This is a genomic window from Arthrobacter sp. TE12231, assembly GCF_054062895.1.
Map to the genome: position 1 here is coordinate 636,368 of NZ_JBSSFS010000001.1, position 21,136 is coordinate 657,503.

The 21,136-nt window shown below is 68.2% G+C and carries 18 protein-coding genes; 12 read left to right on the plus strand and 6 right to left on the minus strand.

Annotated elements, in window-relative coordinates; translation table 11 throughout:
• Positions 1 to 22: 22 nt before the first annotated feature.
• The 3 genes from argS (at position 23) to ACVWYS_RS02875 (ending at position 4,671) form a co-directional block, all read left to right on the plus strand.
• A complete protein-coding gene (argS, locus tag ACVWYS_RS02865; protein WP_456508367.1) occupies positions 23 to 1,843 on the plus strand; it encodes an arginine--tRNA ligase in 1,821 nt (606 codons plus the stop codon).
• Positions 1,840 to 3,561, plus strand: a complete 1,722-nt coding sequence (gene menD, locus ACVWYS_RS02870) for a 2-succinyl-5-enolpyruvyl-6-hydroxy-3-cyclohexene-1-carboxylic-acid synthase (RefSeq protein WP_456508368.1) — start codon at positions 1,840 to 1,842, stop codon at positions 3,559 to 3,561. Before argS ends, menD begins: the two co-directional genes overlap by 4 nt.
• A 150-nt stretch (positions 3,562 to 3,711) precedes the next feature.
• Positions 3,712 to 4,671, plus strand: a complete 960-nt coding sequence (locus tag ACVWYS_RS02875) for a hypothetical protein (protein WP_456508369.1) — start codon at positions 3,712 to 3,714, stop codon at positions 4,669 to 4,671.
• A gap of 97 nt (positions 4,672 to 4,768) precedes the next feature.
• Here the strand turns inward: ACVWYS_RS02875 and ACVWYS_RS02880 are convergent, their stop codons facing one another.
• The 4 genes from ACVWYS_RS02880 to ACVWYS_RS02895 form a co-directional block, all read right to left on the minus strand.
• The gene (locus tag ACVWYS_RS02880; RefSeq protein WP_344361854.1) at positions 4,769 to 5,545 is read right to left on the minus strand and encodes an amino acid ABC transporter ATP-binding protein; all 777 of its coding nucleotides are present in this window, start codon (positions 5,543 to 5,545) and stop codon (positions 4,769 to 4,771) included.
• A complete protein-coding gene (locus ACVWYS_RS02885; protein ID WP_344361856.1) occupies positions 5,542 to 6,513 on the minus strand; it encodes an amino acid ABC transporter permease in 972 nt (323 codons plus the stop codon). The genes ACVWYS_RS02880 and ACVWYS_RS02885 overlap by 4 nt, the downstream gene beginning before the upstream one ends.
• A 38-nt stretch (positions 6,514 to 6,551) precedes the next feature.
• Positions 6,552 to 7,502: an ABC transporter substrate-binding protein gene (locus tag ACVWYS_RS02890; protein ID WP_344361858.1), complete on the minus strand. Its 951-nt coding sequence runs from the start codon at positions 7,500 to 7,502 to the stop codon at positions 6,552 to 6,554.
• Between the two features lie 207 nt (positions 7,503 to 7,709).
• Positions 7,710 to 9,107 (minus strand): isochorismate synthase, encoded by a 1,398-nt coding sequence (locus ACVWYS_RS02895; protein WP_456509321.1) that lies wholly within the window; start codon positions 9,105 to 9,107, stop codon positions 7,710 to 7,712.
• A 153-nt stretch (positions 9,108 to 9,260) separates the two neighbouring features.
• On the opposite strand from ACVWYS_RS02895, the gene ACVWYS_RS02900 reads away from it, so the two are divergent.
• From ACVWYS_RS02900 to ACVWYS_RS02915, 4 genes are all read left to right on the plus strand, one after another.
• Entirely contained in the window at positions 9,261 to 10,052 is a 792-nt protein-coding gene (locus ACVWYS_RS02900) for a demethylmenaquinone methyltransferase (RefSeq protein ID WP_456509120.1), read from the plus strand.
• Between the two features lie 12 nt (positions 10,053 to 10,064).
• Complete coding sequence (locus tag ACVWYS_RS02905) at positions 10,065 to 11,441, plus strand: geranylgeranyl reductase family protein (protein WP_456509322.1); 1,377 nt, start codon at positions 10,065 to 10,067, stop codon at positions 11,439 to 11,441.
• Complete coding sequence (locus ACVWYS_RS02910; protein ID WP_091251256.1) at positions 11,438 to 12,538, plus strand: polyprenyl synthetase family protein; 1,101 nt, start codon at positions 11,438 to 11,440, stop codon at positions 12,536 to 12,538. The genes ACVWYS_RS02905 and ACVWYS_RS02910 overlap by 4 nt, the downstream gene beginning before the upstream one ends.
• 520 nt (positions 12,539 to 13,058) lie before the next feature.
• Positions 13,059 to 13,880, plus strand: a complete 822-nt coding sequence (locus tag ACVWYS_RS02915) for a DUF559 domain-containing protein (RefSeq protein WP_456509323.1) — start codon at positions 13,059 to 13,061, stop codon at positions 13,878 to 13,880.
• Positions 13,881 to 13,995: 115 nt separating this feature from the next.
• On the opposite strand, the gene ACVWYS_RS02920 is transcribed toward ACVWYS_RS02915, so the two are convergent.
• Together ACVWYS_RS02920 and ACVWYS_RS02925 are read right to left on the minus strand one after the other, a co-directional pair.
• The gene (locus ACVWYS_RS02920) at positions 13,996 to 14,424 is read right to left on the minus strand and encodes a hypothetical protein (protein WP_116765213.1); all 429 of its coding nucleotides are present in this window, start codon (positions 14,422 to 14,424) and stop codon (positions 13,996 to 13,998) included.
• 20 nt (positions 14,425 to 14,444) lie between these two features.
• The gene (locus tag ACVWYS_RS02925; protein WP_456509324.1) at positions 14,445 to 15,110 is read right to left on the minus strand and encodes a trimeric intracellular cation channel family protein; all 666 of its coding nucleotides are present in this window, start codon (positions 15,108 to 15,110) and stop codon (positions 14,445 to 14,447) included.
• Positions 15,111 to 15,171: 61 nt separating this feature from the next.
• Here ACVWYS_RS02925 and ACVWYS_RS02930 point away from each other — a divergent pair, with 61 nt between their 5' ends.
• From ACVWYS_RS02930 to ACVWYS_RS02950, 5 genes are all read left to right on the plus strand, one after another.
• Positions 15,172 to 15,918, plus strand: a complete 747-nt coding sequence (locus ACVWYS_RS02930) for a sirohydrochlorin chelatase (RefSeq protein WP_456509325.1) — start codon at positions 15,172 to 15,174, stop codon at positions 15,916 to 15,918.
• Positions 15,919 to 16,049: 131 nt separating this feature from the next.
• Complete coding sequence (locus ACVWYS_RS02935; protein ID WP_116765210.1) at positions 16,050 to 17,795, plus strand: nitrite/sulfite reductase; 1,746 nt, start codon at positions 16,050 to 16,052, stop codon at positions 17,793 to 17,795.
• Positions 17,796 to 17,866: 71 nt separating this feature from the next.
• A complete protein-coding gene (locus ACVWYS_RS02940) occupies positions 17,867 to 18,631 on the plus strand; it encodes a phosphoadenylyl-sulfate reductase (RefSeq protein WP_456510272.1) in 765 nt (254 codons plus the stop codon).
• Positions 18,628 to 19,695, plus strand: coding sequence for a sulfate adenylyltransferase subunit CysD (gene cysD / locus ACVWYS_RS02945; protein WP_456509326.1), 1,068 nt, complete (start codon positions 18,628 to 18,630; stop codon positions 19,693 to 19,695). Before ACVWYS_RS02940 ends, cysD begins: the two co-directional genes overlap by 4 nt.
• Positions 19,695 to 21,107 carry a sulfate adenylyltransferase subunit 1 gene (locus ACVWYS_RS02950; RefSeq protein WP_456509327.1) on the plus strand — a complete coding sequence of 471 codons (1,413 nt, stop codon included), beginning with the start codon at positions 19,695 to 19,697 and terminating at the stop codon, positions 21,105 to 21,107. The genes cysD and ACVWYS_RS02950 overlap by 1 nt, the downstream gene beginning before the upstream one ends.
• Positions 21,108 to 21,136 lie beyond the last annotated feature (29 nt).

Sequence of the window (21,136 nt, forward strand, 5' to 3'; positions counted from 1 at the left end):
CTCCTACTGATAATTTGGGACTGTGAATAATCCGGCTGAATTGGTTGTCCCCAGAGTCCAGGCTGCAATTGCCACCGCGTTCGGCGAAGAGTTCCGGCAGACGGACCCGGTGGTCAGGCCCTCCCAATTCGCCGACATCCAGATCAACGCCGCCATGGCCCTGGCCAAGAAGGCCGGCCTGCCGCCGCGGGATGCCGCGGCAAAGATCGTGGATGCCCTGAACCTGGACGGCATCTGCACCGGCGTCGAAATTTCCGGGCCCGGCTTCATCAACCTGAGCTTTGACGGCACGTGGATCGAGGAACTGCTCAACGCTGAGGCGGCCGAAGCCGCGTCCAAGGCCACCGCCGTCACGCCCGCCGCAACACCGCAGCGCGTCGTCGTCGACTATTCCTCCCCGAACGTCGCCAAGGAAATGCACGTCGGCCACCTGCGCACCACCGTCGTGGGGGACAGCCTGGTCAAGGTGCTCGAGGCCCTCGGCGACACCGTGATCCGGCAGAACCACATCGGCGACTGGGGCACCCCCTTCGGCATGCTGATCGAGCACTGGCTGGAGATCGGCGAGGACTCCCCGGAAGCGGCGCTGCTGGTGGATGACCCCAGCGCGTTCTACCAGGCTGCCCGGGCCAAGTTCGATTCCTCCGCCGCCGACGCGGACGGCTTCGCCACCCGGGCCCGGCTCCGCGTCGTTGCCCTCCAGGGCGGCGACGAGGAGACCTTCGCGGTCTGGCAGCGGCTCGTTGCCCAGTCCAAGCGCTACTTCAACGCCATTTACTCCATGCTCGGCATCAGCCTCACCGATGACCACATCGCCGGCGAAAGCTCCTACGACGAGCATCTGGCACAACTGTGCCAGGAGCTTGAGGAGCGCGGCCTCGCCCGGATCAGCGACGGCGCCCTGTGCACCTTCCCCGACGGCTTTTCGGGCCGCGACGGGCAGCCGCTGCCGCTGATCATCCGCAAGTCCGACGGCGGCTACGGCTACGGCACCACGGACCTCGCCACCATCCGCTACCGGGTCCGTGAGCTGGAGGCAGACCGCGTCCTCTACGTCGTGGGTGCCCCGCAGAACGTGCACCTGCGGATGGTCATGGCCACCGCCCGGGACGCCGACTGGCTTCCGGACACGGTCGAGGCCGTCCACGTGCAGATCGGCAACGTGCTCGGCGAGGACGGCAAGATCCTCAAGTCCCGCTCCGGCGCCCCGGTGAAACTCATGGCCCTGCTCGAGGAGGCCGTGGACCGCGCCCGCGCCGTCATCGACGCCAGCCGGCCCGAGCTCAGCGACGAGGAACGCGCCGTGACCGCCCGCCAGGTGGGCATCGGTGCCGTCAAGTACGCCGACCTCTCCACCGGCCACGACACCGAGTACGTCTTCGACTTCGACCGCATGCTCGCCCTCAGCGGTAACACCGGACCCTACGTGCAGTATGCGGCCGCACGGATCCGGTCCATCCTGCGCAAGGCCGGGGTTCTGGAGCAGTTCACCGACGGCGGCGCTGGCGGCACTGTCGCCGACGGCACTTCCGCAGCCGGCGCCCGGGCCGGCGGTCCTGCCACGGCGATCGCCGTCGTCGAACCCGCGGAACGTGCGCTGGCCCTGCACCTGCTGGAGTTCGACACGACGCTGAACAAGGTCCGGGATGCGCTGGAGCCGCACCGGCTCTGCGGCTACCTCTTCGAGCTCGCCCAGCTGTTCACCTCCTTCTACGACCAGTGCCCGGTACTCAAGGCCGAGGAGTCCGTCCGGGAGTCCCGGCTGGCCCTGTGCGCCCTGGTGCTGCGCCGCTTGTCCGGCGGGCTGGAGCTGCTGGGCATCGAGACGCCGGAGAACATGTGACCTCCGCCGGCGCGTCCTCGACGTCCGGCCTGTCCGCGGTGGAGGCAGCGCGCATCGCCGTCAGCACCCTGCTCGACGCCGGGGTGCGCCAGGTCGTGGTGTCCCCGGGTTCCCGCTCGGCGCCCATGGCCTATGCCTTGGCCGAAGCCGAAAGCGCCGGCCGGCTGGAGCTGCTGGTCCGGATCGACGAGCGCTCGGCAGGCTTCACGGCCCTCGGCCTCGCCCTCTCCACGGGGGCCCCGGTCGCCGTCCTCACCACCTCCGGGACCGCCGTCGGCAATCTCCTGCCGGCAGTGATGGAGGCAAACCACGCCGCGGTGCCGCTCGTGGTCCTCTCCGCCGACCGGCCCGAGGAACTGCGCGGGACCGGGGCCAACCAGACCACCGTGCAGCTGGACCTGTTCGGCGAGCACGTTCGCTTCGCCGTCGACGTCCCTGCGGGCAGCGATCCGCAGCGCGCCGTGGAAACCGCACTCAGCGCAGCCACCGGAGCCTTCGAGGACACGCCTCCCGGGCCGGTCCAGCTCAACCTGGCCTTCCGCGACCCGCTGGTCCCGGCGGAGGGCGACGCCCTGCCCGTTGAAACCGGGCGCGGTGTCTACCGGGCCGCCCGGAACCCCCTGGTGCTGGACTTTCCGGCCGCGCCACCGGCCCTGCCGGAGCGCCGCACCGTCGTGCTGGCCGGGCACGACGCCGGCCCGGTCGCCGAGGCTTTCGCCCGCGCGCACAGCCTGCCGCTGCTGGCTGAACCCTCCTCCAATGCCCGGTTCGGCCCCAACGCCGTCGGGCCCTACCGGCTGCTGATTGACCACTTCGGCGCGGACTCCGCCCAGCCGATCGAACGCGTGGTCCTCTTCGGCCGGCCGACGCTCTCCCGGCCGGTCAGTGCGCTCCTGGCCAGGGCGGACGTGCCGTCGGCCCTGTACCAGCCCGTCCCCGTAGCCTGGTACGAACCCGGCCGGCGGACCGAACTGCCACTGGAAAGCCTCGCGGACCTGGCGGAGTTCGCCGGGCGCGGGTCTGCCGCGTGGCTCGATGCCTGGCTGATGGCAGGTGCCGCCGCGCAGCGCGCCGTGGACCTGGTCCTTGCCGCGTCCCCGGCTGCGACCGGGCCGTCCGTCGGCGCCGAGGTCTGGAAACACAGCCGCGGGCAGCTGGTGCTGGGCTCGTCGAACGGGATCCGCGACGTCGACCTCGCGGGGGCACCGCCCGCTGAACCGCAGGCCACCATGTTCGCCAACCGCGGCCTCGCCGGGATCGACGGCACCACGTCCACCGCCACGGGCATCGCGCTCGGCGGGCGCCAGGAAACGACAGTGCTCATGGGTGACGTCACGTTCCTGCACGACGCCGGCGGGCTCCTCCTCGGTGCCGGGGAGGCCGAACCCCTGCTGCGCATCGTGGTGCTCAACGACGCAGGCGGTGCCATCTTTGGTCTCCTGGAGCACGGCGCGGTGGCCGCGGCCGGGCGCTACGGCAACGCCGTCGAACGCCTCTTCGCGACCCCGCAGCGGGTGGATCTCGCCGCGCTGGCGGCCGCCTACGGCGTCGCGCACCGTCTGGTGGGCACGACGGCGGAACTCGCCGACGCGCTGTCCCGCCCGGTGGAAGGCCGCAGCATCATCGAAGTGCGCACGGACCGGCACAGCCTCGGGAAACTGCACCGCGCCATCCGGGCCGCCGTCGAGGCCGCCGTGGAAGGCGTCCCGCAGGCCTAACCCGGTTTTCGACGCGCAAAATACCCACCGACGCCGGAATACCCGCCGCGATGGGTAAGTTGCGCGTCGCAGAACGGAATGCGCGTCGGGTTGTCCACACCCGGGCGGTAGGTCATGGCGCCGCCGCCCCCGTGCTGCGATCTTCGTTCCATGAAGGAACTACCAAGGCTGATCCTGGCCCGTGAGCATGTCCAGCAGGGCCTCACACCGAAAGAGCTCGCCAAACGCTGCCGGTCAGGGGTGCTTGTTCGCGTGCGTCAAGGCGTCTACGTCGATGGGGAGGCGTGGCGGGCGCTCCAGCCTTGGGAACAATACCGGCTCCGGGTTAGCGCGGCGGCGGAGGCATTCACGGCACCGACAGTCTTTGCCAGGCACTCAGCCGCGTCCGTGTGGCGAGTTCCAACCATTGGACAGCGCCATCCGGTCCATGCCCTGACGCTTCAGAACGCTGGCGGACGCTCGCGTGCAGGAGTCCAGCGGCACTACGCGGCCCCGGACGGTCTCAAGGTGTTCCGGCGCGAAGGCCTTCTGGTCACGGGGCGGGTCCGCACGGTGTTGGATCTCGCTGCCTTTACACCGTTTGCCCAAGCTATTGTTCCCTTGGACCATGTACTCCGGCCGGACGCAGCCCAAGGGTTGCCCGCGCTCTCTAAGGAAATGCTGCTGGCGGGTGTCGACGGCAATTACACAGCGGCGGCTGCGCTGCGGATCAGGACTGCCGTGGAGTTCGCGGATCCGCGGTCCGGGTCCCCTGGCGAGTCGTACAGCCGCGGGCTCATGTGGGTGGCCGGCTTCCAACCGCCGGAACTTCAGCACGAAGTCCGGGACAGCGCCGGCCTCGCGGGCTACACCGACTACTACTGGGAAACTGCACGGCTGGCGGGCGAGTTCGACGGCGTCGAGAAATATCTGAAACCCGAATACCTTCGGGGCAGGACCGCATCGCAGGCCGTCGTGGACGAGAAAGAGCGCGAAAACCGGATCCGGGCGATGGGGCTCCGGGTGGTGCGGTGGGTCTGGGCGGACCTCACGGAGCCCGGCCGGCTGGAACAGAAGCTGGCCGCGTTCGGTGTGCCCCGCCGTCGAGCCCGTTCGGCCGTGTGGCCATGACGCGCAATCTGTCCCACGACGCGCAAATGCCCTGTCGCTACCCGAATAACGGTAGCGACAGGGCATTTGCGCATCGATAGGCGCCTTGCGCGTCGGGCTACAGCACCCGGCTCAAGAATTCCTTGGTGCGGGGGTGCTGCGGGTTGGCCAGGACCTCGCGTGGGTCGCCCGACTCCACGACCACGCCGCCGTCCATGAACGTCAGGCGGTCGCCGACTTCGCGGGCGAAGCCGATCTCGTGGGTCACCACGATCATGGTCATGCCGGACTTGGCGAGGTCCTTCATCACGTTCAGGACGTCGCCCACGAGCTCGGGGTCGAGCGCGGACGTGGGCTCGTCGAAGAGCATGAGCTCGGGGTCCATGGCCAGGGCCCGGGCAATAGCAACACGCTGCTGCTGGCCGCCGGAGAGCTGGTTCGGGTAATGGCCGGAGCGGTCCGCGAGACCCACCCGGTCCAGCAGCTCCAAGGCACGCTTCCGTGCCACTGTCTTGGACTGGCCTTTGACCTGGACCGGAGCTTCCATGATGTTCTGCAGCGCGGTCTTGTGCGGGAACAGGTTGAAGCGCTGGAACACCATGCCGATCTCGCGGCGCTGGGCGGCGATCTCCTTGGCCTTCAGGTCATGGAGCCTGCCCTTGACCTCGCGGTAGCCGATCAGCTCCCCGCCTACGGAAATGCGACCGGCGCTGATGGTCTCCAGCAGGTTCACGCAGCGAAGCATGGTCGACTTGCCCGAACCGGACGGGCCGATCACCACCGACACCTCGCCCTGGTTGACGTTCAGGTCGATCCCGCGCAGCACGTGGTGCTGGCCGTAGTACTTGTGAAGGCCCTCGATCTGTACCAGCGGTTTCTCAGTGGTGATCGTCATTTCGCCTCCTCCTCGGGGAAGTCCATCTTGAGTGCCGGCTCGGCGTCGGCGCTTGGGGCCACGGCCGCGGCAGCCTTGGCCGCTGCGGGGTTCACAGTGGCGGGGGCCCGGTTGTCCACGCCCTTGCCGTAGTAGGCCTCGATGAAGTGCTGGCCCACCATCAGGAGGCTGGTGATGACGAGGTACCAGATAGCCGCCACGATCAGCAGGGGAACCGGCAGGTACGTCCGGTTCGCCAGGGCGTTGGTGGCAAAGGTGAGGTCCAGGGTGAAGGGCACGGCCAGGACCAGCGAGGTGGTCTTGAGCATGCCGATGGTTTCGTTCCCGGTCGGCGGCACGATTACCCGCATCGCCTGCGGCAGGATGATCCGCCACATGATCTTGGTCTTGCCCATGCCCAGAGCCTCGGCGGCTTCCATCTGGCCCTGGTCCACGGACTTGAGCCCGGCCCGGAAGATTTCCGCGAGGTAGGCGGATTCATTGAGGCCAAGGCCCAGGATCGCCGCCACCGTTGCGGTGACCACCGTGCTGGTGTCCACGCTGAACATCTCCGGCCCGAACGGCACACCGGCGCTGATCTTGGGGTAGAGAACGGCGATCAGGCCCCAGAAAATCAACTGGGTGTAGACCGGGGTGCCGCGGAAGAACCAGACCCAGGTCCAGCTGGACCAGCGGAATACAGGGTTCTCCGACTGCCGCATGAAGGCCAGGAGGATGGCCAGAATGATGGCCAGGATCATGGAGGCAACCGTTAGGACCAAGGTCCAGACGACACCCTGGACCACTTTGGTGTCCAGGATGTAGGCGCCCACGACGTCCCAGCGGAAATTGGGGTTCGTGAACAGGCTCTGCAGGAAGAGAGCCAACGCGCCGATAATGATGACGGCGCTGATCCAGCGGCCGGGGTGCCGCACCGGCACCGCCTTATTTAGTACTGGTGCTGTGTGGCTGTCCTGATGGCTGTCCATCTGTACACCTGATTTGTGATTGGTTGTGGGGATGCTCATTAGCCGACCGCCGGGTTGACCTCGGACTTGGTGATGGCGCCGTCGCCGTTGCCCCAGCCCTCAAGGATCTTCTTGTAGGAACCGTCCTGCATCAGCTTGGTGAGAGTCTTCTGGACGACGTCGGCCAGAGCAGTATCGGACTTGGCGACGGCGATGCCCTGGGGAGCGGAGTCGTAGACATCGCCCAGCTTCTCGAGCTGGCCGTTGGTCTGGGTCAGCGCGTAGCCGATGATGGGGGAGTCGGCTGCCATCGCATCGATGCTGCCGTTGACCAGGCGGGTGGTGATATCCGTCTGGGTCTTCAGCGTGACGATGTTGATGGGCTGCTTGCCCGCGTCGACGCACTTCTTGTTGCGGCCCGAGAGGTCCGGATCTTCCTGGACGGTACCGGTCTGGACGCCGATGGACTTGCCGCACAGGTCATCCAGGGAAACCTTCTTCGGGTTGCCCTTCTGCACGGCCCAGGCGGTGCCCGCGTTGAAGTAGCTGACCATGTTCACCGCGGCGAGCCGCTCCGGGTTGATCGTGAACGAGGAGATGCCGAGGTCGTACTTCGGGCCGAGGGCCGGAAGGATGCCGGTGAATTCGGACGTCTGGACCTGGACCTTCAGACCCAGTGCCGCGCCGATCGCCTTGGCGATGTCGACGTCGTACCCCACCGGGGTCTGGCCGTCGGTGCCGAGGAATTCGGCCGGGGCGTAGGAGGTATCCGAGCCCACGGTCAGGGTGCCCTTGGACTTGATCGCGTCAGGCACCATGGCCGCCAGGGCGTCGTCCTTCTTGACCGTGCTGGGATCGAAGCTGGCGGCGGCACTGCCGGAAGCGGTAGCCGCCCCGGAGGTGCCGGTCTCTGAAGCGTTCGTGCAGGCCGTCAAGGCCAAGGCGCTCACAGCAAGGACCGTGGCGGCCTTCAGCGCGGGGTTGCTCAGGAGCGAACGGGAGATCTGCATTTTATTACCTTTTGTTGCCGAAGGGATGCGTTACGAGGCCGGTCTATAGTGTAGCGCCGAACATGAGATGTGCGTCACAGAAAACTAAGTTTCACTATTGGATAACAAAACCAGACCCAAAAGCAACGTCCAGAATGCTCGAACTGTCTGGAATCCCGGATTTCTTCCGAATGTGACGGCCCGACGGCGCCGCAGACCCGGCCCAGGCTAGCTGCTGATGCCGAGCGACTCGAGCATCGGGCGGAACTTCGCCCAGGTCTCGGCGAGCTCGGTCTCGGGCACCGAGCCATCCACCACGCCGCAGCCCGCGTACAGCCGGACCGTCTGCGGGGATTCGATGACCGCGCCCCGCAGCGCGATGCCCCATTCGCCGTTGCCGGCGGCGTCGAGCCAGCCGACCGGCCCGGCGTACGGGCCGCGGTCCAGGTGCTCCAGCTTGCGGATCAGTGCGCCGGCGACGGTGGTGGGAGTGCCGCAGACCGCCGCCGTGGGGTGCAGTGCGTTGATCAGGGCCAGGCACGTGGGGACGTGGCCTTCCACCTCGGTGAGCTCCGCCTTCACATCAGAGGCCAGGTGCCACACATTGGGCAGTTCCAGGATGAACGGCTCGCTGTGCGCGTTCATGGCCTCGGAAAACGGGGCCAGCTGTGTGGTCAGGGACTGGATCGCGATGTCGTGTTCGTGCCGCTGCTTCTCGGAGCCGGCCAGCACGCGTTCGGCGAACTCCAGCGGGGAGCCTGCCATGCCGTCGGCGTCGCGGCGGTCCAGGGTGCCGGCCAGGACGCGGGCCTGTGCGGTGCGGCCCTCCACCTGGATCAGCATCTCTGGTGTGGCCCCCACGAGACCGTCCACCCCGTACGTCCAGCATTCGCGGTACCGCCCGGAGAGTTCGCGCAGGACTTGCGCGGCGTTGACGCCGGTGGGGACGGTTGCCACGATGTCCCGGGCCAGTACCAGTTTCTCCAGGGCGCCGGTCCGGATCTCTTTGACCCCGGCGGCGACGGCGGCCATCCAGTCTTCCTCGCTGAGCGAGCCGGTGTGCAGCGTTGCGCCGGCGGCCAGGGGCAAAGGGCGTACGACGGCGGCGCCGGCCTGCGCGGCTCCCGGCGCCGGGTCGTCCACAGCGCCGTCCACCACAGCGCCGTCGGCGCTGCCATTGTCCTCTGCCGCCCGGCCGCTGCGAAGCCAGCGGTCCAGGGCGGCGCGGGCGCCGGCTTCGGTGAGTTCGCCGTCGTCGAACGTGAGCTGGGTGAGCCAGGCCTGGCCGTCGCGGAGCCCCACAACGATTTCGGGGACTAATAGGCGGGACTCGTGGGCGGAAGCCTTGGAGAAGGCGAACGAGCCGAAGGCGACCGGTCCGGTGCCGGGGCAGTCGACGGCGTCCTCGATGTCCGCCTCCAGGACCAGGTGCCGCCACCAGATGTCCGCTTCCAGGAACCGCTCGGGGCCGGTGGCGGTGAACCGGGCGATCTCGCCGAAGCCCACGAGCCCGGCCTCGCGGCGGGTCCAGCAGAGGACGTCGTCCCGGACCAGAAACGACGGCAGGCCCCCGGGGAAAGTTTCGGCATCGAGGGGGACTGTCAAGGTGCGGAACGTGCTCGTCATGATGGCATAACACTAGCCCGTGATCGTCCCGACCGTGGATATACGGGGTTTGGCGGGCCCTCGACGCGGCGGCCGCGGCCGTTGCCGCAGGTGAAAGCGGCGATGGTTGGCGGCCCGTTCGTGGGGGAGCCGATCATTTGAGACAATGTCATGGTGAACCGAGCATCCTTGGATAAGCGTCCGGACGAAGTAGCCACGATGTTTGACGACGTCGCCCCCAAATACGACGTCGTCAACGATGTCCTGTCGATGGGGCAGACGCGCCGCTGGCGCAAGGTAGTGGTGGAGGCAGTGGGTGTCTCGGGCGGCCAGCGCGTGCTGGACCTCGCCGCCGGCACGGGCACGTCCAGCGAGCCCTACGCTGACGCCGGCATCAACGTCATCGCCTGCGATTTCTCCCTTGGCATGCTCAAGGTCGGCAAGCGCCGCCGCCCGGACATCGACTTCATCGCCGGGGACGCCACCCGCCTGCCGTTCGCGGACAACACCTTTGACGCCAGCACGATCTCCTTCGGTCTGCGCAACGTCAATGAGCCCAAGAAGGCCCTGGCCGAGATGCTGCGGGTCACCAAGCCGGGCGGCCGGCTGGTCATCGCGGAGTTCTCCCAGCCCGTGGTGCCGCTCTGGCGCACCATGTACACCGAATACCTCATGCGGGCTCTGCCGGCCATCGCCGTCAAGGTTTCGTCCAACCCGGACGCCTACGTCTACCTGGCCGAGTCCATCCGTGCCTGGCCGGACCAGGACCACCTGGCCGCGTGGCTGCAGGAGGCCGGCTGGGAATCCGTCACCTACCGCAACCTCAGCGGCGGCATTGTCGCCGTGCACCGCGCCCAGAAGCCGGCCGGCCCCGAAGCCGGCCACGCCGCGGGTGCAACGGCGCTTGCCGCCCACACCGGACCGGTGGCCAAACTGCGCCGCAACATCACCCGGCCCGGACGTTAGCCGATACCTGCTGTGAATGTACTGATTGTCGGAGCAGGACCGGCTGGTTCCACCGCCGCCTACTACCTTGCCAAAGCCGGCATTGATGTCACGGTGCTGGAGAAAACCAGCTTTCCCCGCGAAAAGGTCTGCGGTGACGGCCTGACTCCGCGTGCCGTCCGCGAGATCCAGAAGCTGGGACTCCCGCATCCGGAAACCGAGGGCTGGCGCCGGAACAAGGGCCTGCGCCTGATCGCCGGCGGCCGCACGATCGAACTGCCCTGGCCGGAGGTCTCCGACTTCCCGCAGTACGGGCTGATCCGGACCCGCCTCGGCTTCGACGAGCAGCTGGCCCGGCACGCCCGGTCCGCGGGCGCCGTCGTGCTGGAGCGCCACAGCGTCACCGAGGCTCTGCGCTCCGAGGACGGCCGTGTCACGGGCGTCCGGGCCGCACTGCTGGACGACGCCGGGCGCAAGACGGGCGAAACGCGCGACTTCACGGCCGACGTCGTCCTTGCCGCGGATGGCAACTCGACGCGCACCGCCGTCTCGCTGGGCATCCGGAAGCGCGACGACCGGCCGCTTGGCGTGGCCGTGCGGACCTACTTCACCTCGCCCCGGCACGAGGACGACTGGATGGAAGGCTGGCTTGAGCTTCCCGGCCGCGACGGGAAGCTGCTGCCCGGTTACGGTTGGGTGTTCGGCGTCGGCGACGGCACTTCCAACGTGGGCCTCGGCATCCTGAACTCGTCCAAGGAATTCGGCAAGCTGGACTACAAGCAGGTCCTGCGCGAGTGGACCGCCGGCATGCCCGCGGACTGGGGCTTCACCCCCGAGAACCAGGTGGGGGAGATTCGCGGCGCAGCCCTGCCGATGGGATTCAACCGCACCCCGCACTATTCGCCGGGCCTGCTCCTGCTCGGCGACGCCGGCGGCATGGTGTCCCCGTTCAATGGAGAGGGCATCTCCTACGCCATGGAGTCCGCCCGCTTCGCCGCGGAGTTCATCATCGACGCCGCCGCCCGCTCCGCGTCAGCCGGCTGGGGGTCCGGGGCGGCGGCTTCCAGAGCCGCCGATGCGCACCTGGCGCGGTACGCCGACTATGTGCAGCAGCAGTGGGGCTCGCACTTCACGCTGGGGCGGGCCTTCGCCGCCCTGATCGGCAAGCCGGCGGTCATGAAACTGGCCCTCCGCACGGGCATGCCCATTCCTGTGCTCATGCGGTTCGTGGTCCGGATGCTGGCGAATCTGACCGATCCGGCCGCCAAGGGCTGCGAGGACAGGGTCATCCGGGTCCTGGAATCCCTGGTCCCCGCCACGTCCAACCAGGCCATGCCCACCACGGACAGCGATCCGCACTCCGGCACCAACTCCGCGGTTTCCGCAACTGAAGTTAGGGTTAACCCGTGACCAACTCTGCAGACCAAAGCTGGACGCACGCCGGACACGGCCTGCCGAGCTCTGAACCCAGCCTCAACACCACGGCGATCGCCACCGGCCTCCAACTGCCGGCAGGCTTCGCGGCCATCGCTGGCGACCCCGAACTGGGCCCCGCGATCACCACCAACCTGGCGCGGGTCGAGAAGAAGCTGCGCGAAGCCATTGCCAACTCCGATCCGCTGGCTGACGCAACGTCGCGTCACCTCGTGGAAGCCGGCGGCAAGCGCATCCGCCCGCTCCTGACCCTGCTGTGCGCCCACCTGGGCGACGCCTCCCGGCCCGCCGTGGTGCAGGCCGCCGTCGTCGTTGAACTGACGCACCTCGCCACCCTGTACCACGACGACGTCATGGACTCCGCGCCGTTCCGCCGCGGCGCACCCACGGCCCACGAGGTCTGGGGCAACTCCGTCGCCGTCCTGACCGGCGACCTCATCTTCGCGCGCGCCTCCATCCTGGTCTCTGAACTCGGCTCGCGTGCGCTGGGCATCCAGGCGCGGACCTTCGAGCGGCTCTGCCTGGGCCAGTTGCACGAGACCGTGGGGCCGCGTCCGGACGAGGACCCCGTGGCGCACTACCTCTCCGTCATCGCGGACAAGACGGGCTCGCTGGTGGCAGCCTCCGGCCAGCTCGGCGCAATCTTCTCCGGTGCAGACGAGGCCTACGAGGCCCTGCTGGTCGAATACGGCGAGAAAGTGGGCGTCGCCTTCCAGCTCGCCGACGACGTCATTGACGTCACCGGGATCAAGGTCAAGTCCGGCAAGTCGCCGGGAACCGACCTGCGCGAAGGCGTCCCGACGCTGCCCGTGCTGCTGCTGCGCAACGCCGCCCGCGACGGGGACCAGTCCGCCGTCGAACTGCTGAAGCTGATCGACGGCGACCTCAGCTCTGACGAGGCCCTGGCGGCCGCCGTGGCCGGACTCCGGGAGCACCCCGTCACCGCAGAATCGTGGGTGGTCGCGCGCGCCTGGGCCGAGGAGGCCATTGCCGCCCTTGCGCCGCTGCCTGAAGGCGTCGTCAAGGCCTCGCTGACGAGCTTCGCCCACGCGGTCGTGGACCGCAGCAGCTAGCCACCCCGCGACGTCGGCTGGCCGGAGTCGCCCGTTCTGCCGTTCTGCCGTTTGGGCGCTGCCGGCAATTCCGCTTGGGCGCTGTCCCGCCGCCGACTTGCACTGCCGCCTTGCACCGCCGCCTGGGCGCTTCAGGCTTGCCGCTTCATCAACGGAATGGCCCCGGTTCCTCACAACGTTCGAGTCTTCCGTTGTGCCGAACCGGGGCCATTTCTCCGTTCGCATCAGATCCACCGGAGGCATTTGGTGAACCCAAGAAAGAGACTATGACAAGTTTGTAATGCTGTCTAGGGGTATCTGTAAATAAGTTGTCACAGTTTTTCGGTGTTGGGATTCCGTTGTCAGGACGCCGGGATGCCGATGCCGGTTCGGAATCTCCCACTTCTCGAGCAGACAACGCCCGGAAGCCTTGGGGCACGCCGTCAGCTGGCCCCAAAGTTGGGGAGAATCGGCGTCGGGAGTTTCCACATACGCGTCCAAGCAGCTGTCGGTGGGCCCAGTTCCGGACTGTGCTGGGTTCATGGACCTCACCAGTTACCTCAGGTACGCCGGCTCGGTGGCCCGGACCGGGACGCTGTTGCAGGCAGGCTTCTCGGCGCGGAGCATCAGGAATGCGGTTGCGGCAGGGGAAGTCGCCCGCCTGCGCCACGGAATTGTGGCACAGGCGGGCGCGGCGCCTGACCTCGTGGCCGCGGTTCTGGCCAACGGCCTGCTGAGCTGCGTCTCGGCGACAACGCACCACGGGCTTTGGCGGCTCCACGCGCCCCAGCGGCTGCATCTCCTGTGCCAGCACGGCTCGGCAGCCGGTGCAGTCATCCACCGCGGTAGCGTGGTGCCGCCGGAGTTCCCACGCCCCGTGGCCGGACTGACAGACACCCTGCTGCATGCGCTGCGATGCCTACCCCCGGTTGAGGCCGCCGTCATGGTGGAAAGTGCCCTGCTGCAAGGCCGCACGACACTCGGTTACCTCCGGCAGCGGCTGCCGGGAAACCGTAACGGGGCCGCCCGCGGAATCCTGGACCTGGTCGACGCTACGGCGGACTCTGCAATAGAGGTCGTCGCCAGGCTGCTGTTCAGGAGCCAGGGAATCTATACCCAGACGCAGGTGCATCTGCCGGGAATCGGCATTGTGGACTTTCTCCTGGAGGGGTTCCTGATCGTGGAGATCGACGGAAGCACCCACCTTGAGCGCGCTCAGGTCAAGAAGGATCGGGGGCGGAACAACGCCAGCACCCTGGCGGGCTACGCCGTGCTCCGGTACGGGTATCAGGACGTGGTCTACAACCCGCAGAGGATCGTTGATGAGGTGTGGCAGGTGCTGCGCGGCCGCGTCATCCGCTGAACTCCCCCATGTATGAACTTCCGACGCCGCAGAACGCCGGCGGTTCGCCCCGATACTCCGGTGAAGGAGGCCAAACGTGGGGAGAACCGGCGGTCGATCTTCCGCAGGGCTCCGCCTAGTCTTCGTCCTCGTCGTTGAAGGCCCACTCGAACATGTCGAAGACGAATTCGGAGAAGGTCCCTTCCTCGCTCTTCCACTGGCCGCGGGCGTTGTTGCGGCGGTACACGATCGGATCCGGGACGCTGAGGTCCCCGACGCGGAAACCCCACGTGAACTGCTCTTCCTCGTCCTCGAGGAACATGAGGAAGCCCTCGTCATCGACTTCGAGCTCTTCCGGGTCCCAGAAATAGTGGTAGGCCTCCATGAGGTCCTCGCAGCCCCCGACGGCCAGGTAGAACTCGCGCAGGACCAGCGGGATCTGGAACTGGTGTTCGGCCAGTGCGGCGTCGAGTTCGTCGGCCGCGAGGCCATCCTCTTCCTGCCATTCGTCTTCGAGATACTTCGGTACAAGCGCGCGGAATTTCTCGAGGAACATGTCAGTCATGGTCTTATCCTAGCTAATCCCTAGCGGCCGTTTTCCGCCGTGCCCAGGCCGAGCCGGTGCCAGCCGCGCACGGCCAGCGGGGCGTGCCAGTGGCGGCGCCATGCCGTGACCCGGAAGGCGAAGACGACGGCGGTGACGGCGGTGGCGGAGACCGCGGTGAAGGTTCCGGTGAGGGACAGGATCGCGGTGGAGGCCGCCCCGGCAAACGCCGGCAAGGCATAGATGTCCTTGGGGTCAAAAAGCTGCGGAACCTCGTTGGCAGTGATGTCGCGCAGCAGGCCGCCGCCCACCGCCGTCGTGACTCCCAGCAGGACGGCAGCCACGGGATTCATCCCGGCGGCCAGGGCCTTGAGGGTGCCGGTGATGCAAAACAGTGCCAGCCCGCCGGCGTCGAACAGGACCAGCAGCGAGGTGAAGCGCTGGACGCTGGAAAACAGGAAGTACACCAGGACCGTGGCGAGCAGGGGAGGTGCGAGGTAGGCCGGGTTGGTGAACGCGACCGGCGGCCCGGCGTTGATGATGATGTCGCGGATGACGCCCCCGCCCAGGCTCACCACCGAGGCCAGGAGCAGCGAGCCGATGATGTCGAACTGCTTCCGGGCCGCAAGCAGCGATCCGGAGACTGCAAAGAAGAAGACGCCGGCGAGGTCAAGCCAGACCAGGACAAAGCTGAAGGAGAAGGTCATGAAGCGTCCCGGTCGATAATTAGGCGGCGGATGGGGCGGCTCCAAGGTTACGCTAACGGCTATGAATAGCCCCATCCTGATCGCCTGCGCCCACGGCACGTCCAGCAAGCTCGGAGCCGCGGAGGTCAACGCGCTCCGGGACGGCATCGCCGCGCTCCGGCCCGGACTGGACGTCCGCGAGGCCTACGTCGACGTGCAGGACCCGGACCTGCCGGCCGTCGTGGCGGGGCTCCCGGCGGGGGAGACCGCCGTCGTGGTTCCGCTGCTGCTGAGCGTCGGTTACCACGTCAAGGTGGACATCGCCCGGGCCGTGAAGAGCCGGCCGGACACTCTTGCCGCTTCGCCGCTGGGGCCGGACCCGCGGCTGGCGGCGCTGTTGGACCAGCGACTGCGCGAGGCAGGCGTAACGGACAACGACGCCGTGATCCTCGCCGCTGCCGGGTCCTCCGACCCCAGTGCCTCCGGCAACGTCGAGGAACTTGCCGGACAGCTGCGCTCCCTGCGGTCCAACCGGATCGTGGCCGCGTACGGCGCGTCCGCCAAGCCCTCGGTGCCGGAAGCCGTGGCCATGCTCCGCGAGGAGGCCGCCGGGGGTGCTGGCGCGGGGGACTCGGCCGGAGGAGTGGACCTGGGTGGCCGGGTTGTCATCGCCTCCTATCTCCTGGCGCCCGGCTTCTTCCATGACCAGCTGGCCAAGGCCGGCGCGGACCTTGTGACGGCGCCGCTCCTGCCCTCGCCGGTCCTCGCCAGCATCGCCTTGGAACGCTACGACGCCGCGCTGGCCGCGGCCGGCCAACCCTTGGCCTGACTGTTCCGCCAGATGCACAGGCGGGCGGCTGGATCAAGGCTTTTCGGCGGTTCGTGACGAAATGTTTCCCTAGGTGACCTCCCGTTTCTGACCCTTTGTGACGGCATTACGGCCACCCCTACAGTCGATGCATGACTGATACAGCTCTAGCCGGAGCGTCCACGGACGAGGCTGCCGCCGGCCGCACCAAGCGACCCTCCCGCCCCGCCGCAAAGCCGCACGGGCAGTGGAAAGTGGACGGCACCACGCCGCTGAACGCCAACGAGACCTGGAAACAGGAAGACAGCGGCCTCAACGTCCGCGAGCGTATCGAGTCCGTCTACTCCAAGCACGGCTTCGATTCCATCGACGGCACCGACCTGCACGGCCGCTTCCGCTGGTGGGGCCTCTACACCCAGCGCAAACCCGGGATCGACGGCGGCAAGACCGCCACGCTTGAGCCGCATGAGCTCGAAGACAAGTACTTCATGCTCCGCGTACGGATCGACGGCGGTGCGCTCACCACCGAGCAGCTGCGCGTCATCGGCCAGATCTCCGTGGACTTCGCCCGCGACTCGGCCGACCTCACGGACCGCCAGAACATCCAACTGCACTGGATCCGGGTCGAAGACGTGCCCGAGATCTGGCGCCGGCTCGAGGCCGTGGGGCTGTCCACCACGGAAGCCTGCGGCGACGTCCCCCGCGTCATCCTCGGCTCCCCGGTTGCGGGGATCGCCAAGGACGAGATCATCGACCCCACGCCGCTGATCCAGGAGCTCGCGGAACGCTTCATCGGCGACCCCGAGCTCGCTAACCTGCCGCGGAAATACAAGACCGCCATCACCGGCCACCCCAGCCAGGACGTGGTCCACGAAATCAACGACTTCGGCCTGGTGGGCATGGTCCACCCCGAGCTCGGCGCCGGCTACGACCTCTGGGTCGGCGGGGCCCTCTCCACCAACCCCATGCTGGCCAAGCGACTCGGCGCGTTCGTCAAGCCCGAGGAGGCCGCAGAGGTCTGGCTCGGCGTCACCAGCATCTTCCGCGACTACGGCTACCGCCGCATGCGCACCAAGGCGCGCCTGAAGTTCCTGATGGCCGACTGGGGCCCGGAGAAGTTCCGGCAGATCCTCGAAGACGAATACCTTGGCTTCAAGCTCTCCGACGGCCCCGCAGCGCCCAAGCCGTCCACACCCGGCGACCACATCGGCGTGCACGAACAGAAGGACGGCAAGTTCTTCATCGGTGCCACCCCGCTGGCCGGCCGGCTCTCCGGCAGCCAGCTCGTCAAGCTCGCGGACACCCTCGAAGCCCGCGGCTCGCAGCGTTTGCGCACCACCCCGCACCAGAAGCTCGTGGTCCTCGACGTGCCCAAGGACGAGGTCGAGCCCCTCGTGGCCGAGCTCGACGCCCTGGGCCTGTCCGCCCGGCCGTCCGTGTTCCGCCGCGGCACCATCGCCTGCACGGGCATCGAGTTCTGCAAGCTCGCCATCGTGGAAACCAAGGTCACGGCCGCCACCGCCGTCGCCGAGCTGGAACGCCGCCTGGCCGACCTCGCCGAGAGCAAGCAGCTGCCCCAGGCGCTGTCCCTGCACATCAACGGCTGCCCCAACTCCTGCGCCCGGATCCAGACGGCGGACATCGGCCTCAAGGGCATGATGCTGCCAACGCCCGACGGCGACCCGACGCCCGGCTTCCAGGTCCACCTCGGCGGCGGGCTGGCGTCCAACAGCCGCGAGGAGGCCGGCCTCGGCCGCACCGTCCGTGGCCTCAAGGTCTACGTTGAGGATCTCCCCGATTATGTGGAGCGCGTGGTCCGGAAGTTCGTCGCCGACCGTGCCGAGGGCCAGACCTTCGCAGAATGGGCCCATGCCGCGGAAGAGGGTGATCTCCAGTGACGAAGGCTCAGCCGCTGGCAGGCGGTGCCGCCCAGGGAGTGGCATCGGGCCTGTCGGAGCCGCGCGCTGAGCTGATCGAAGATCAGCAGCGCGGCGAAGGGGCGGGGGCGGCATCGCCTGCCAACGGCCCCGTTGCACTCCGCACTCACGAGGAGCTCAAGGCCCTCGCCGAAGCCGGCGCCGCCGAGCTCGGCTGGGACGCCCCGGCCCGCGACGTCATTGCTTGGGTGGCACGCAATTTCGAGCTGCCCGCGGTCGCCGTCGCCTGCTCCATGGCCGACGCCGTCCTGCCGGCGCTCGTCGCGGACCAGCTCCCCGGCGTCGACGTCCTCTTCCTCGAAACCGGCTACCACTTCCCGGAGACGTACGCGACCCGCGACGAGGTGGCAGCCAACCTCCGCGTCAACGTCGTGGACGTCCTGCCGGAGAACACCGTGGAGCAGCAGGACGGGCTCTTGGGCAAGGACCTCTTCGCCCGCGACGCCGCCCAGTGCTGTGCCCTGCGCAAGGTGGCGCCCCTGCGCCGCACCCTCGCCGGCTACGAGCTCTGGTTCACCGGAGTCCGCCGCGACGAGGCCCCCACCCGCACCAACACGCCGCTGATCACCTGGGACGAGGCCAACGGCCTGGTCAAGGTCAACCCGGTGGCGGCCTGGACGTTCGACCAGCTGGTGCAGTACTCCGACGACAACCTCCTTCCCGTCAACCCGCTGCTTTCACAGGGCTACCCGTCCATTGGCTGCCAGCCCTGCACCCGCAAGGTAGCGCCCGGCGACGACCCCCGCGCCGGCCGCTGGGCAGGAACCGACAAGACAGAATGCGGACTACACGTATGAGAACTCAAATCACCCACGAGGACCTGGAGCTGTCTGTGCTGGACAACGACGCTGCTGAGACGCCGATTGCCGCCCGGGGAGTGGCATCGGGCCTGTCGGAGCCGCGCGCCGGGCTGATCGGAGATCAGCCGCGCGGCGCAGGGGCGGGGGCGGCAATCGGCGTCGCAGCCGGCCGCCTCTCCAGCCTCGACACCCTCGAGTCCGAGGCCATCCACATCATCCGCGAGGTCGTCGCCGAGTTCGAGAAGCCGGCGCTGCTGTTTTCCGGCGGCAAGGACTCCGTGGTCATGCTCCACCTGGCCACCAAGGCGTTCTGGCCCGGCAAGGTGCCCTTCCCGGTCCTGCATGTGGACACCGGGCACAACTTCCCCGAGGTCATCGAGTTCCGCGACCGCACGGTGGAGCGTCTGGGCCTCAAGCTCGTGGTCGGCTCCGTCCAGGAGTTCATCGATTCCGGCGAGCTGGCCGAGCGGGCCGACGGCACCCGCAACCCGCTGCAGACAGTCCCGCTGCTGGATGCGATCCAGCGCAACAAGTTCGACGCCGTCTTCGGCGGCGGCCGCCGGGACGAGGACAAGGCCCGCGCCAAGGAACGGATCCTGAGCCTGCGCGACGAGTTCGGCCAGTGGGACCCCCGCAACCAGCGCCCCGAGCTGTGGAACCTGTACAACGGCCGGCACACCGTGGGTCAGCACGTCCGGGCCTTCCCGATCAGCAACTGGACCGAACTGGATGTGTGGCGCTACATCGAGCGCGAAAACATCGAGCTGCCGGGCCTCTACTACGCCCACGAGCGCGAGGTCTTCGCCCGCGACGGCATGTGGCGCGCGGTCGGCGAGGTCTCCCAGCCGCGCGACCACGAGGAAGTCATCACCAAGACAGTCCGGTACAGGACCGTCGGTGACATGTCCTGCACCGGCGCGGTGGAATCGGCCGCCGCCACCGTGCGCGACGTCGTCATTGAAGTTGCCGCCTCCACCATCACCGAACGTGGCGCCACCCGGGCCGATGACCGCATCTCCGAGGCCGCCATGGAAGACCGCAAGAAGGACGGCTATTTCTAATGAGCACGGAAACTTTCCTCGCGGGCCCGGACCTGGCGTCCGCGGCGCTGCCCACCACACTGTTCCGTTTCGCCACCGCTGGCTCCGTCGACGACGGCAAGTCCACCCTCGTGGGCCGGCTCCTGCACGACTCCAAGGCGATCCTAGCCGACCAGCTCGACGCCGTCGCCCGCACCTCCGCGGACCGCGGCTTTGGGGGTTCGGCTGGCGGGCTCGACCTCGCCCTGCTGACCGACGGCCTGCGCGCCGAGCGCGAGCAGGGCATCACCATCGACGTCGCCTACCGCTACTTCGCCACTGACCGCCGCAGCTTCATCCTCGCGGACTGCCCCGGGCACGTGCAGTACACCAAGAACACGGTGACCGGCGCGTCCACGGCGGACGCCGTCGTCGTGCTCATCGACGCCCGCAAGGGGGTCCTGGAGCAGACCCGCCGGCACCTGTCCGTGTTGCAGCTGCTGCGCGTTGCCCATGTCATTGTGGCCGTGAACAAGATCGACCTCGTGGAGTTCAGCGAGGACGTGTTCCGCGCGATCGAGGCGGACGTCCAGCAGGTCGGCCGCGAACTCGGGCTTGGTTCCGACGGGGTTGCCGACCTCCTGGTCATCCCCGTGTCCGCGCTCGACGGCGACAACGTCGTCGACCGCTCGGACCGCACCCCCTGGTACGACGGGCCTGCCCTGCTGGAAGTCCTGGAGACCCTGCCGGCCGCCGACGAACTCGAAAGCCACCTGGAGAGCTTCCGCTTCCCGGTCCAGCTGGTGGTCCGGCCACAGGGTGCGCTGGCCCCCGACGCCGTCGCCGGCGGCCTGGATCCGGAGGCGTACCGCGACTACCGTGCCTACGCCGGCCAGATCACCGAAGGCTCCGTGAAGCTCGGGGACCAGGTCAGCGTCCTGACGCCGGGCCAGGCACCGCGCACCACCACGGTCACCGGGATCGACTTCGCCGGCCGCGAGCTCGCCGAGGCGGCTGCCCCGCAGTCCGTGGCACTGCGCCTGGCGGATGAGTTCGACGTCGCCCGCGGTGACACGATCGCGGCAGCAGGGACGGTTCGCGAATCCTCGGCAGACCTGTATGCCGCCCTCTGCTGGCTCTCGCCCAAACCGCTCCGGGAAGGCGCCAAGGTGCTGGTCAAGCACGGCACCCGCACGGTCCAGGCCCTGGTCCGGAACGTGACGGGCAAGCTGGACCTCGCCAGCTTCCAGCTGGAACCGACCACCACGCTGGAGCTGAACGACATCGGGCACGCGCAGCTTCGGCTCGCCGCTCCGCTTCCCCTGGAGAACTACCTGCACCACCGCCGCACCGGGGCGTTCCTCGTGATTGACCCGCTCGACGGCAACACCCTTGCCGCCGGCCTGGTCAACGACCACCCCGGCGACCACGAAGACGAGCGCTACTCGATCTAGGTCTTCTGTTACACGGGCGCAGCCTGTTT

What these genes read in the sequence shown, in the direction of transcription:
- ACVWYS_RS02930 (WP_456509325.1), top strand. Translation starts at nt 15,172, where the DNA reads ATGAATAGCCCCATCCTGATCGCCTGCGCCCACGGCACGTCCAGCAAG.
- cysD (WP_456509326.1), top strand. Translation starts at nt 18,628, where the DNA reads ATGAGAACTCAAATCACCCACGAGGACCTGGAGCTGTCTGTGCTGGAC.
- ACVWYS_RS02950 (WP_456509327.1), top strand. Translation starts at nt 19,695, where the DNA reads ATGAGCACGGAAACTTTCCTCGCGGGCCCGGACCTGGCGTCCGCGGCG.
- ACVWYS_RS02920 (WP_116765213.1), bottom strand. Translation starts at nt 14,424, where the DNA reads ATGACTGACATGTTCCTCGAGAAATTCCGCGCGCTTGTACCGAAGTAT.
- ACVWYS_RS02890 (WP_344361858.1), bottom strand. Translation starts at nt 7,502, where the DNA reads ATGCAGATCTCCCGTTCGCTCCTGAGCAACCCCGCGCTGAAGGCCGCC.
- ACVWYS_RS02875 (WP_456508369.1), top strand. Translation starts at nt 3,712, where the DNA reads ATGAAGGAACTACCAAGGCTGATCCTGGCCCGTGAGCATGTCCAGCAG.
- ACVWYS_RS02935 (WP_116765210.1), top strand. Translation starts at nt 16,050, where the DNA reads ATGACTGATACAGCTCTAGCCGGAGCGTCCACGGACGAGGCTGCCGCC.
- ACVWYS_RS02925 (WP_456509324.1), bottom strand. Translation starts at nt 15,110, where the DNA reads ATGACCTTCTCCTTCAGCTTTGTCCTGGTCTGGCTTGACCTCGCCGGC.
- ACVWYS_RS02885 (WP_344361856.1), bottom strand. Translation starts at nt 6,513, where the DNA reads ATGGACAGCCATCAGGACAGCCACACAGCACCAGTACTAAATAAGGCG.
- ACVWYS_RS02880 (WP_344361854.1), bottom strand. Translation starts at nt 5,545, where the DNA reads ATGACGATCACCACTGAGAAACCGCTGGTACAGATCGAGGGCCTTCAC.
- ACVWYS_RS02895 (WP_456509321.1), bottom strand. Translation starts at nt 9,107, where the DNA reads ATGACGAGCACGTTCCGCACCTTGACAGTCCCCCTCGATGCCGAAACT.
- ACVWYS_RS02915 (WP_456509323.1), top strand. Translation starts at nt 13,059, where the DNA reads ATGGACCTCACCAGTTACCTCAGGTACGCCGGCTCGGTGGCCCGGACC.